The organism is Faecalibacterium sp. OM04-11BH (genome assembly GCF_003482185.1).
In the GTDB taxonomy this organism is placed as follows: Bacteria; Bacillota; Clostridia; order Oscillospirales; family Ruminococcaceae; genus Faecalibacterium; species Faecalibacterium tardum.
In genome coordinates this window covers 313,761-326,304 of record NZ_QULS01000001.1, presented here as the reverse complement: position 1 = coordinate 326,304, position 12,544 = coordinate 313,761, and the positions used below count along the sequence as shown (strand labels likewise).

11 protein-coding genes and 1 pseudogene are annotated in these 12,544 nt (G+C 55.5%); 10 read left to right on the top strand and 2 right to left on the bottom strand.

Going from position 1 to position 12,544, the window contains the following annotated elements:
* The 8 genes from DXB44_RS01445 (at position 1) to DXB44_RS01415 (ending at position 4,764) form a co-directional block, all read left to right on the top strand.
* Positions 1–450, top strand: a complete 450-nt coding sequence (locus DXB44_RS01445; protein ID WP_118657468.1) for a low molecular weight protein-tyrosine-phosphatase — start codon at positions 1–3, stop codon at positions 448–450.
* A gap of 305 nt (positions 451–755) precedes the next feature.
* The gene (locus DXB44_RS01440) at positions 756–1,514 is read left to right on the top strand and encodes a cyclase family protein (RefSeq protein ID WP_044960096.1); all 759 of its coding nucleotides are present in this window, start codon (positions 756–758) and stop codon (positions 1,512–1,514) included.
* 18 nt (positions 1,515–1,532) lie between these two features.
* Entirely contained in the window at positions 1,533–2,009 is a 477-nt protein-coding gene (locus DXB44_RS01435) for a YbaK/EbsC family protein (RefSeq protein ID WP_118657467.1), read from the top strand.
* Between the two features lie 75 nt (positions 2,010–2,084).
* The gene (locus DXB44_RS14970) at positions 2,085–2,210 is read left to right on the top strand and encodes a hypothetical protein (RefSeq protein ID WP_279220757.1); all 126 of its coding nucleotides are present in this window, start codon (positions 2,085–2,087) and stop codon (positions 2,208–2,210) included.
* A 208-nt stretch (positions 2,211–2,418) separates the two neighbouring features.
* Entirely contained in the window at positions 2,419–3,102 is a 684-nt protein-coding gene (locus DXB44_RS01430; RefSeq protein WP_118657466.1) for a class I SAM-dependent methyltransferase, read from the top strand.
* Positions 3,103–3,121: 19 nt separating this feature from the next.
* A complete protein-coding gene (locus tag DXB44_RS01425) occupies positions 3,122–3,964 on the top strand; it encodes a class I SAM-dependent methyltransferase (RefSeq protein WP_118657465.1) in 843 nt (280 codons plus the stop codon).
* Positions 3,961–4,596 carry an L-2-amino-thiazoline-4-carboxylic acid hydrolase gene (locus DXB44_RS01420; RefSeq protein WP_118657464.1) on the top strand — a complete coding sequence of 212 codons (636 nt, stop codon included), beginning with the start codon at positions 3,961–3,963 and terminating at the stop codon, positions 4,594–4,596. Before DXB44_RS01425 ends, DXB44_RS01420 begins: the two co-directional genes overlap by 4 nt.
* Before the next feature lie 12 nt (positions 4,597–4,608).
* A complete protein-coding gene (locus DXB44_RS01415; protein WP_199680543.1) occupies positions 4,609–4,764 on the top strand; it encodes a hypothetical protein in 156 nt (51 codons plus the stop codon).
* Between the two features lie 88 nt (positions 4,765–4,852).
* Here the strand turns inward: DXB44_RS01415 and DXB44_RS01410 are convergent.
* Positions 4,853–5,988, bottom strand: a pseudogene (locus tag DXB44_RS01410) (SLC13 family permease).
* 65 nt (positions 5,989–6,053) lie between these two features.
* The gene (locus tag DXB44_RS01405; RefSeq protein WP_118657463.1) at positions 6,054–6,986 is read right to left on the bottom strand and encodes an AEC family transporter; all 933 of its coding nucleotides are present in this window, start codon (positions 6,984–6,986) and stop codon (positions 6,054–6,056) included.
* 656 nt (positions 6,987–7,642) lie between these two features.
* Here DXB44_RS01405 and DXB44_RS01395 point away from each other — a divergent pair.
* Positions 7,643–9,508 (top strand): ABC transporter substrate-binding protein, encoded by a 1,866-nt coding sequence (locus DXB44_RS01395; protein WP_118657461.1) that lies wholly within the window; start codon positions 7,643–7,645, stop codon positions 9,506–9,508.
* A gap of 5 nt (positions 9,509–9,513) precedes the next feature.
* Positions 9,514–12,462 (top strand): response regulator, encoded by a 2,949-nt coding sequence (locus DXB44_RS01390; protein WP_118657460.1) that lies wholly within the window; start codon positions 9,514–9,516, stop codon positions 12,460–12,462.
* Positions 12,463–12,544 lie beyond the last annotated feature (82 nt).

Below are 12,544 nucleotides of genomic sequence, written 5' to 3'. Positions count from 1 at the left end.
ATGAAGAAGATCTTGTTTGTTTGCCATGGCAATATCTGCCGCAGCCCTATGGCGGAATTTGTGATGAAGGACTTAGTGGGAAAGGCCGGGCTTTCCGGGCAGTTTGAAATCGCCTCGGCGGCCACAAGCACCGAGGAGATCGGCAACCCGGTCTATCCGCCTGCCCGGCGCAAGCTGGCTGAGCATGGCATCTGCTGTGCAGGCAAGACCGCCCGGCAGATGACCCGGCGGGACTATGAGACCTACGATTATCTCATCGCCATGGACCGCAACAACCTGCGGAATATGGTGCGGTTTGTGGGCAGTGACCCGGAGCATAAGGTCTCATTGCTGATGGATCACACCAGTCGCCCCGGCGATGTGGCAGACCCGTGGTACACCGGGGATTTTGAAGCCACATGGCAGGATGTGCTGGAGGGCTGCACCGCCCTGCTGGAAGAGCTGCGATAAAAGGGAAAAGGGATGACGAAACGTTATTGCGAGGGCGAACGATTTGCTGACCGTCGTTTGCCGGGGAAGTCTTTGATAGTATAAACCTATTGACATTGTAAGAAAATGGGTTTATACTATCCCCAACACAAGGAAGGGAGCACAGACAGATGAAACATACAGCAGATGCCCGGCACAGACTGCCCGGGCGAATGCGCTGCTCCCAGACAAATTCCCGGCAGACAGACTGAGAAAAAAACAGGAAGATGCCGTTGTCTGGGAGAAGTGCCCGAACATACATCGTCACAATAAAAGGAGAACCGACAATGGCTGATTATAAACTGTGGAACGCACTGAAAGATGCTAAAAAATATCGCTGGGTGGAACTTTCTCACTCGCTGAACAACGAAAGCCCCTACTGGTCCGGCATCCCGGAAGGCTCTGTGGAGCTGGCAAAGACCGTGTGGGACTGGGGCAAGCCGGAACTGGAATGCCTGATCCAGACCTTCAAATTTCCCGGACAGTTCGGTACCCATATCGACTTCCCGGGGCACTTCATCAAGGGCAAAGCACTGTCCGAAAAGTATGATGTGAACGACCTGATTTTCCCGCTGGTGGTCATCGATATTTCCCAGCAGGCCAAGAAAGACCCTCGCTACGCTGTGACGGTGGAGGACATCAAGGCCTATGAAGCAAAGTATGGCCCTATCCCGGATGGTGCGCTGGTGGCTCTGCGCAGCGACTGGTATAAGAAGTGGCCGGATATGGATGCGCTGTCCGGCATCGACGCAGAGGGCAAAGAAAATGCCCCCGGTTGGTCGCTGGAAGCATTGGAGTATATCTACAAGGTGCGCAACGCCGCCGCCAACGGCCACGAAACGCTGGATACCGATTCCTCTGCGGTGGCGGAGGAAAAGGGCGACCTTGCCTGCGAGCGCTATGTTCTGGACAACGACAAGCTGCAGGTGGAGGTGCTTGCAAATCTGGATAAAGTTCAGCCTGCTGGTGCGGTGGTCATCGTTTCTTATCCCCGCATTGAAGGTGCAACTGGTCTGCCTGCACGGGTCTGGGCCATTACCGAATAAGAGCGGAGAAGTGGGAAAATGTCCTTTGAAAAAGCAAAAGCAGACCTGGAAGAAAAAGGTCTGGGAGACCATGTCATTGTGCTGAACGAGTCCTCGGCAACCGTGGCAGAGGCAGCCCACGCATTGGGCGTGGAGCCTGCCAGCATCGCCAAAACGCTGTCGGTTCTGCAGGACGAAAAGCCGGTGCTCATCGTCACCGAGGGCACGGCAAAGCTGGACAACCACAAATACAAGAGTCTGTTCCACATCAAGGCCAAGATGATCCCCTACGATGAGGTGGAGGCCTATGTGGGTCATGCACCCGGCGGCGTGTGCCCCTTTGGGGTGAACGAGGGCGTGGCGGTCTATCTGGACGAGAGCCTGCGCAAGTTCGACACCGTCTACCCGGCGGCGGGCAACGGTCACACCGCCGTCAAGCTGACCTTGCAGGAGCTGGAAGCAGCCGCCGGAGCCGAGGGCTGGGTGGATGTCTGCAAGGAGCCGGAAGGCGAGTAAGGTATCATAAGATAAACGCAAAGGGGGCTCTGCCCGGACCTTCGTCCGTGACAGAACTCCCTTTTTGCCGGAGCCATGCTGTATGTGGTGGTGGAGGAACTGATTCCGGAAATGTCGCAGGGGCAGCACTCCAACATTGGTACGGTGTTTTTTGCGGTGGACTTCAGCGTGATGATGGTGCTGGATGTGGCACTGGGGTGACGGTTGGAGCCCTCGAAGGCGAAATCTTTTTCGGAATCTCCGAAAATGCCTAAACTTCTTGACAGAGGCAACAGCAGGGCGTATTATTTTGGCAGAAGGACCGCTGAGAAGCGGCTTTTTACAGGGTTGAAAGTTAGCTTCATCTAACTATTCTGCGCCCTTATCCCGGAGGACGTCTGGAAAAGGCAGAGCGTAAGGAGGACGGACCATGGAACGAAAAGAAGCAATCCGCGGTGCCTATCGGCTGACAGGCGGCAATAATTTTTATGATGGTATGATCACCTGCTCCACCCTGAGCGGGAAAGCGGTGTGCCGTCTGGTGTGGGACATGAACAAGGCGGAAAACGACGCCTATCTGGAAAAGGCACTGTCCGGCATCCCGGAGCATTTTTCCGGCAAGCTGCTGGAGGTGCCGGTGGGCACCGGCATTCTGACCATGCCGCTTTACAAGACGCTGCCCAAAGCGGACATCACCTGTCTGGATTACTCGGCAGATATGATGGGGCAGGCGCAGGAAAAGGCAGACCGCCTGCACCTGAAAAATGTGACCTTCCGGCAGGGCGATGTAGGTGCGCTGCCCTTTGCGGACGGTGCATTTGACATTGTTTTGTCGCTGAACGGCTTTCACGCGTTCCCGGATAAAGAAGCCGCTTATCGGGAGGTCTATCGGGTGCTGAAACCCGGCGGAATCTTCTGCGGCTGCTTCTATGTGAAGGGGGAGCAGAAGCGGACGGACTGGTTTGTCCGGCACGTTTATGAAAGGACGGGGTTCTTCACGCCGCCCTACGAGACAGCCTTCAGCTTGAAAAAACGGCTGGAGAAACGGTACGCAACCGTAACATTTGGAACAGTGAAGAGCATGGCATGGTTTGCCTGCCGGAAAGCAGAATAAGGAGAACAGGGAGGAACCTATGAAATACAAAATCGAGAAAAACACCGTGCAGGAGACGCTGATCCTCCCACTGTATTCCCGGAAGCTGTGCACCGAACTGTACCCGAACCTTTACCGGGACGAAACGGCGGTGCGTCTGATCGACCAGATCGACTACGACTTTTCAGAGGCAGAGAAAAACTCCCGCAGCCTGATGCAGCGGTTCGGTGCGCTGGAGGTCGCCATGCGGCAGAATGACCTTGCCTTTGAGGTGCGGGCGTACCTGAAAAACCACCCCTGTGCGGCAGTGGTCAATCTGGGCTGCGGGCTGGATAACACCGGCAAAGCCTGCGACAACGGCAGCTGTAAAATTTACAATCTGGACTTCCCGGATGTGATCGCCTTGCGGCAGCAGCTGCTGCCTGCCGTGGAGCGGGAGCAAAACATCCCCTGCGACCTGAAAGACCCCGTATGGTTTGACAAGATCGATGCCTCTGGCGGGGCGGTGTTTTTTGCCTCCGGGGTGTTCTATTACTTCCTGACCCAGCAGGTCAAGGCGCTGGTGCAGGGGATGGCAGATGCTTTTCCTGGTGGGGTGCTGGTCTTTGATGCCGCCAACCGTACGGCGGTAAAGATGATCGCCAAAACGTGGCTCAGGACGGCGAAAATCAAGGATGTGGGAGCATATTTCGCGGTTTCGGATGCGAAAAGCGAGCTTTCCCCATGGGACAGCCGTTTGCAAGTGTCCAGCCGGGGCTATATGCTGGGGTACAACGATTTGAAAGATCCTTCCGTCAGCGGCTTTTTCCGATTTCTCGCCAAGGTCGGGGACAACGGGATGAAAATGCAGATCGTAAAGATCGGATTTGGAGACAGACAATGAAGTATGCCGGGATGCCTATGGGAATGTGGGTGCTGTTTTCAGGCTCCTTTCAAAAACAACTGACCGCTGTGCTGGGCTATGATGCAGCCACCGCAAGAGCCATCACGAAAAAGGCAAAGTCGCAATACCGGCAGATCATCCGCAGGCTGCCGGAGTTTGAAAAAGCGGACCGCTTCAAGATGAACATCGTCAACTGCGCAATGCTCGGCGCGTTCATCCTCTCCATGCCGCAACGTCCGGAGGTGGACAGGCTGACGGATTACTACGCAAAGTCCATGATGACAAAGCCCATGCAGTGGTTCTGCCGCAAGAGCGGAAAAAGCAAGTTTACCCCAAAGGATATTGCCGCCATGAAGGCCACCGCTGCTCTGAAAGCCGCCGACCGCAACCCCTACTCGTGGAACATGGAATTTTACGAATATCCGGATGGCAGCGGTTACGAGGGACGCTTTACCAAATGCGGCATCTGTGTGCTGATGAAGGAGCTGGGTCTGTACGACCTGACCCCCGCTTTGTGCCGTCTGGACTACACCATGAGCGAAGCGGGCGGCGTGACCGACTTTGTACGGCAGTACACCATTGCCTCCGGCGGGCCCTACTGCGACTGCGGGTACAAAAAGAAAATAAATTAGGAGGAGTGTGCGATGCTTGTCAAGTCGATGACAGAGGAAGAAATTTACAGTATCGGTCATGCTTTCGGCTATTATGACTACGGAGAGGAAATAGGAATGTCCGCTGCCTTTTCCGGGAAAGAAGCCACTGCAAACTATATTTGCGCTTATGTGCGCGGGGCACGATAAAACCAAAGGGAGCTCTGCCCGGACCTTCGTCCGTGACGGAACTCCCCTTTTTTAGCTTTATAGAAAAACTATAAGTCATCTGCCACGCTCAGCGGAGCAAGAACCACACGCCCAGCAGGAGCGCAAGGAAAATCAGGTTGGAGACAGGGTGAACAGCCCAAAATACGGCTTCTTCCCCTGTGGCAGCTCCCGTGCGATCTGTCGGTAGGAAATAAGACTGGCCATGGATGCGATCAGAGTGCCAAGACCTCCCAGATTGGTGCCGATAATAAGGGCTTGTGTCTCTGCCGTGAACCCGGACAGCAGCAGGGCGGCGGGAACATTACTGGTGACCTGCGAAGCAAGAACCGCCACCAACACTTCCCGGCCGGTCAGAAACTCCTGCAGCCAGCCGGAAAAGGCAGGAATGCGCCCCAGATTGCCAATGAAGATGAAAAAAGCCACAAAGGTCAAAAGCAGGGAATAGTCTACCGCCCGTAAGGTGTGCGGGTCTGCAAAAAGAACGCAGACGAGCACAGCGGCAAAGGCAATGCCATAGGGCAGCACCCGGATCACGGACAGCAGGCAGACGGCAAACAGCACCAGATACAGCAGGATGATCTTCTGATCCCCCTGAGACGCAGAAGAAGAAACAAGCTCGTCCACGGAGAGGGCGGCAGAGGCTTTCCGGCAGACCAGCGCTGCCCAAGCCAGCAGCAGGAGCAGAGAGACCAGGGTGTAGGGCAGCATAAGAAGCACAAATCCCCCGATGCTCATGCCGCTTTTTCCGTAAAGATAGAGGTTCTGCGGGTTGCCGATGGGGGTCAGCATACTGCCAAGGTTTGCCGCAATGGTCTGCATACAGACCACCGGGATCAGAAGAGCACGGCGGACATCCGCTCCCAGACGGCTCAGGACCACGAACGTAAAGGGAACGAAGGTCAGCAGGGAAACATCGTTGGTGATGAACATGCTTCCGAAAAAGCACAGCCCGACCAGTACCAGCGTCAGCTGAAAGGTGCTGTGGGTGCGGGACAGCAATGCCCGTCCCAGTCCATCAAAAAAGCCCTGCCGCCGCAGCCCGGCCATGACCGTCATCAGGGAAAACAAAATCGCCAGCGTGCGCAGGTCGATATAGCCGAGATACTGCGCATCCGGCGGAACAAAGAAGGCGGAGACGACGGCCAGCACAGCGGCTGCGGCGAGGACCGTTTCCTGCTGAATGAATTGTTTGAGTAGTTTCATAGAGACACATCCTTGTAGTTGTAAAGGCTGCCCTGCTACGGTGCCGGACGGCCTTTTTCTGTATTTCAGAGCGACAGCTCAAACAACCCGATCATCAGCGGCATGGTCAGGATGGAAAGCAGTGTGCTCAGGACATAGATCGCGCTGGAATGAGAAGCATCCCGGTCATAGAGCTGTGCCATGGAGGTGACCGTTGCGCAGGCGGGGGTAATGGCAGAAAGGTAGACCGTCATCAGGATGGACTTGCCGTCCGGGATCCAAAGGGATGCGTGAACTGCCCAAAGCAGCAGGACGATGACCAGCGGAACACCCAGCAAACGCAGAAATACCGGCAGATAGTTGCGTGGGGTGCAGAAAACCTTTTTCAGGGGCACTTCCGCAATGGCCATGCCTGCCAGCAGCATTCCCATGGGGCCGATCATATTGCCGACACTGCTCAGTGTGCTGGTGATCGGGGCGGGCAGCGAGATGTGCAGCAGGTACAGTACAGCACCGGCTGCAATGGCAATCAGGTTGACATTGGTAAGGAGCTTGCGCCATTCCAGCCGGGCAGACCCCTGCAGGCAGGCACTGGCATGGGTCCAGAGCAGTACCAGCTGTACAATGACAAAGGCGCAGGAGTAGACAACATATTCCTCCCCCAGCAGGGCCTGCACGATGGGAATGACCAGCGCGGCGGCATTGCTGTAAATGATATTGACCTGCTCCACGGCGTCCAGCTTGAGAGCTTTGCGGAACAGCGCATTCAGAAGCAGAAATACGACGTGCATTCCAACGGCGATGCCCATGGAATAAAGCAGTCCGGTGCGGATCTCCGGTGTATCCTTGATCTGAAAGGCGTTCAGAACGACACAGGGCATGACCAGATAGACAAAGACCACAGACAGCACCTTACTGTCCGATGCCTTCAACAAGCCGGTTTTCACAACGGCATATCCCATCAGCAGAATCAGAAATAGCTGCGCGATCTGCTGCATCAATAAAAGGCTGATTTGCATTTATATCTCCTCGTTTGCAATTCGTTTTTGCAGCACCATCCTACTCCATTGGCGGGGCATCGTCAAGAGAAAACAGAAAAAATACGATTGGAGCAAGAAAAAACGGATGGCTCCGCAGAGCCAGCCGCTAAAATCTGAGATCCACCCGGCAGCAAAAGGATGCACCGCAGATAAAATAAGAGCAAATAGCGGAGAACGGTATAAAAGCCGCTCTCCGCTTTGCTGAATGGAGACGTGCAGTTGGAGCAGGATGGTGGTCCCTTTAAACGAATACTGCCGAGGAATCTTCCTGTTTTGGAAGGCTTCCCCGGCGACTTTTTTGACAAGCACTAATTATTGCTTTTTTGCCTGCCTTTTGCAAAAAGACGCATCCGCTGAAAGAAATCGGACGCGCATATTTTTTTGGTGAACAAATATGTGAAAATTAATTGAAAATTCTTCCTGATAATGGTAAAATATTTTTATATCTTTCTTGTGCTGTGCCTTTTCGCGGGAAAGGGGCAGTGCAAAACAGAAAGCACGCAAAAATTGCGGCATCATTTCCGTGGGCGGGTTTTACAGCGCACACTCTTGCGGGCGGTGATGTATAAGCAGTAGGCCATAGCAGCTTTGCCGCAAAGCGGCAGCTGCCCAAGAGTTGTGAGGAGAATTATTTGATGAATAAAAGAACACGGCACCGCCTTGTTTCTGCGCTTTTTGCGCTGGTGGTGGGGCTGTCCCTGTTGACCGGCTGCGGCGCAAAAAGCCCGGAACAGGTGGAAAAGCAGGAGGACGCTCAGACCATTCAGGTGTATCTGTGGAGCACCAGCCTGTACGGGATCTATGCACCCTATGTGCAGTCCCAGCTGCCGGATGTGAACATTGAGTTCATCGTGGGCAACAACGATCTGGATTTTTACAAGTTTTTGCAGCAGAACGGCGGTCTGCCGGATATCATCACCTGCTGCCGGTTCTCGCTGCACGACGCTGCGCCCCTGAAGGACAGCCTGATGAACCTTGCCATGACCAACGAGGCGGGCGCTGTGTACAACACCTACCTCAACAGCTTTAAAAATGAGGACGGCAGCGTGAACTGGCTGCCGGTCTGTGCGGATGCCCACGGCTTTGTGGTCAACCGCAGCCTTTTTGAGCAGTACGATATCCCGCTGCCCACCGATTACGCAAGCTTTGTTTCTGCCTGTCAGGCATTTGAAGCGCTGGGCATCCGCGGTTTTACCGCCGACTATACCTATGATTACACCTGCATGGAGACCCTGCAGGGGCTTTCCGCTGCCGAGCTTACCACGACGGAAGGGCGCAAGTGGCGCACCGCATACAGCGACCCCGCCAGCACCGTGCGGGTGGGCCTGGACGATGCCGTGTGGCCGGGTGCGTTTGAGCGGATGGCGCAGTTCATTCAGGATACAAGCCTTACGGCAGACGACCTTGCGTTGAATTACGACGATGTGACCGGGATGTTCCGCAACGGGGAAGTTGCCATGTACTTTGGCAGCTCTGCCGGCGTGAAGATGTTTCAAGATGAGGGCATCGACACCATTTTTATGCCTTTCTTCAGCCAGAATGGCGAAAAGTGGATCATGACCACCCCGTATTTCCAAGTCGCCCTGAACCGAGATCTCGAGCAGGACACCGCGCGCCGCGAAATAGCCATGAAGGTGCTGAACGTTATGCTCTCGGAGGAGGCGCAGAACCGCATCGTTGCCGACGGACAGGACGTGCTGAGCTACAGCCAGAACGTCCCCCTGCGCCTGACCGAGTACATGAAGGATGTGCGCGATGTGGTGGAAGAAAACCACATGTATATCCGCATTGCCTCCAACGATTTCTTTGCCGTTTCCAAGGATGTTGTCTCCAAAATGATTGCAGGCGAGTACACGGCAAAACAGGCTTACCGGGCGTTCAATGCACAGCTTCTCGCCGAAGAGGAGCCTGCTGCGGACGAGCCCGTGTTAACCAGCGGAAAGAGCTATTCCAACGTGTTCCACGCAAACGGCGGCAACGCTGCCTTCTCCGTTATGGCAAACACGCTGCGCGGCGTTTACGGCACGGATGTGTTGCTTGCCACCGCAAACAGCTTTACCGGCAGTGTGCTGAAGGCAGACTATACCCAAAAGATGGCGGATTCCATGATCATGCCCAACGGCCTGATGTCCCGCCAACGCACCATGACCGGTGCTGAGCTGAAGGAAACTGTCCGCGCTTATGTGGAAGGCTGCGAGGGCGGCTTTGTGCCCTTCAATCGTGGTTCTCTGCCGATCGTCAGCGGTATTGCCGTGGAGGTAAAGGAGGCAAGCGGCAGCTATACCCTGACCGGTATCACCCGCAACGGACAGCCGCTGCGGGACGACGACACCGTTACCGTGACCTGTCTGGCAGCGGAAAAGCAGATGGAAGCCATGCTTGCCAGCGGAAGCGGCGTATCTGCGGGCGAAGATACATGGGTGAAAAACACATGGCGCGATCATGTTTCCGGCGGCGGCGCAGCGCTTGCAGAGCCTGAAAACTACATGACACTGAGGTGAGCGGAATGGCAGACGAAAAGCGTAAACCAAAACGGAGCTGCCATCCCCGGCAAAAGTGGCTCCCTGCTGCTGCCGCTATCCTTCTGCTGGTCTTGCTGGCAGTCGGGCTCAGCGTCCGGTACATCTCGTTTGTGTCGCAGACCATCTATCAGGAAAGCACCTCGCATCTGGAAGAGGTGCTGCATAAATCCAACAATATGCTAAAAGAGATGGTGCGCAAAAATGTGACCTATCTGCATTTGTACAACGGCTTTCTGGAAAATACCTCGGATGAAACTGAAATTCAGGCGTATATCAAGCAAGCGCAGCAGGATACCGGATTTGCCGGCTTTTACTTTCTTACCTATGACGGCAACTACATGACCGTGACCGGGGAGACCGGCTATCTTGGCTTGCAGGCAAATCTGGACGAGCAGCTCTCCGAGGGCAAGGATATTGTCATGAACACATCACTGCCCGGCAGACCCCAGATGCTTGCGTTCATCTGCCCCAAAACCCATGGCAGCTACCGGGGCTTTGCCTACGATGCCATTGCTATCTCTTATTATAATGATGCGGTGCTGAGATTGCTGGACAACTCTGCCTTTGAGGGCAATGCCAGCAACTATATCATCTACCCGGATGGGCGGGTGGTCATCGACAACTCCGTAAACCGCAAGGAGACCATTTACAACTTTATTGCGATGCTGCGCAGCTATTCCGATCTTTCCGAGGAACAGATCACGGAGCTGTCCAATGCCTTTGCGCAGGGCAGCAGCGGAAACCTGAGGGTCAAACTGGGCGACACCAGCTATTATCTGGTCTACGAAGGCACTGCTGTCCAGAACTGGACGATGGTGGGGCTTGTGCCGGTCAGTATTGTCAATGCCAGTCTGGACGAGCTGTGGTTCCATACGGTGCAGATCGTGGCGGGCATCGTTGCAGGTCTTGCGCTGCTGGTCATTCTGCTCATCGTGCGCAGAAGCCATACAACCCTGCGCCGGAAGAATACCGAGATCTTGTACCGGGACGAGCTGTTCCAGAAGCTTTCGCGTAACGTGGACGATGTTTTCCTGATGCTGGACGCCGAGACCTCCAAGGTGGATTATGTCAGCCCGAACGTTGAGCGGCTGCTGGGCATCCCGTGGAGAGAAGTCCGGCAGGATGCCCGTGTTCTGGCAGCGCTGCACCCAAAGGATGACCCGGACCGCGACAAGAACTATCTGGAAGGGCTGCTCAGCGGGCAGCAGCGCGAGTGGGATACGGAGTATGAACATCGGGAGACCAAAGAGCGCCGCTGGTTCCATAACATCGCTATGGGCAGCGAGGTAGAGGGCAGAACCAAGTATATCCTTGTCTTGTCCGACCGCACCGACGACAAGCAGGTAAATCAGGCGCTTTCCGACGCCGTTGCCGCCGCCGAGACCGCCAACCGCGCCAAGAGCACCTTCCTTTCCAATATGTCCCACGATATCCGCACCCCCATGAATGCAATCATCGGCTTTACTACGCTGGCGCTCAGTAATATCGACGATACAGAGCGGGTGAAGGATTATCTTGGCAAGACCCTTGCATCCAGCAACCATCTGCTCTCCCTCATCAACGATGTGCTGGATATGAGCCGCATTGAAAGCGGAAAGATCCATCTGGAAGAGGTGGAGGTCAACCTTTCGGATGTGCTGCACGATTTGAAAACCATCGTCAGCGGGCAAATTTTTGCAAAGCAGCTGGAGCTTTACATGGACGTCATGGACGTGACCGACGAGGACGTCTACTGCGACAAGACCCGGCTGAACCAGATCTTGCTGAACCTGCTGTCCAACGCCATCAAGTTCACCCCGGCGGGCGGCACAGTCTCGGTGCGGGTGCGGCAGCTTGCCGGTAAGGTGCGCGGCTGCGGACAGTACGAGTTCCGCATCAAGGATAATGGCATCGGCATGAGCCCGGAGTTTGCCAAAAAGATCTTTGAGCCCTTCGAGCGGGAGCGCACCTCCACGGTAAGCAGAATTCAGGGCACCGGTCTTGGCATGGCCATTACCAAAAACATCGTGGATATGATGGGCGGCACCATCGAGGTGCAGACAGCGCAGGGCAAGGGCACCGAGTTTACCGTCTGTGTGCCCATGCGCGCACAGACCGAGCAGCGCCCTGTGGAAAAGATCACCGAGCTGGAGGGCCTGAAAGCACTGGTGGTGGATGACGACTTCAACACCTGCGACAGCGTGACGAAGATGCTGGTCAAGGTGGGCATGCGCGCCGAGTGGACCCTTTCCGGCAAGGAAGCGGTGCTGCGTGCACGGCAGTCTATCGAGATGAGCGATGCCTACCACGCCTATATCATCGACTGGCGCCTGCCGGATATGAACGGCATCGAGGTCACCCGCCGCATCCGCAGCCTGAACGACGATACGCCCATTATCATCCTGACCGCCTACGACTGGTCGGATATCGAGGTGGAGGCAAAGGCAGCCGGCGTGACCGCCTTCTGCGCCAAGCCTATGTTCATGTCCGACCTGCGCGAGACCCTGATGAGCGCACTCGGCCAGAAACAGACGGATGCGGCGCAGGGGCTTCTGCCGGATAAGAACGCCGACTTCAAGGGCAAGCACATTCTGCTGGTGGAGGATAATGAGCTGAACCGTGAGATCGCGCAGGAGATTCTGCGGGAGTACGGCTTCCTTGTTGATTCGGCGGAAAACGGCGCAGTAGCGGTGGAAAAGGTAAGCACCGCCGCGCCGGGCAGCTACGATCTGGTGCTGATGGACGTGCAGATGCCGATCATGGATGGCTATACCGCCACCCGTCAGATCCGCGCACTGGACGACCCTGCGCGGGCAAAGCTGCCGATCCTTGCCATGACCGCCAACGCCTTTGACGAGGACCGCCGCAACGCGCTGGAAAGCGGCATGAACGGCTTTTTGTCCAAGCCCATCGTGATCGGCGACCTTGTGCAGGAGCTGCACAAAATTTTATGAACCGGATGCCTGAAGCGAACCCTGAAAGCTGGATAAAATAAGAATTTGGCAATCTGAACGGTCTGAATCCTGTATTGTACAG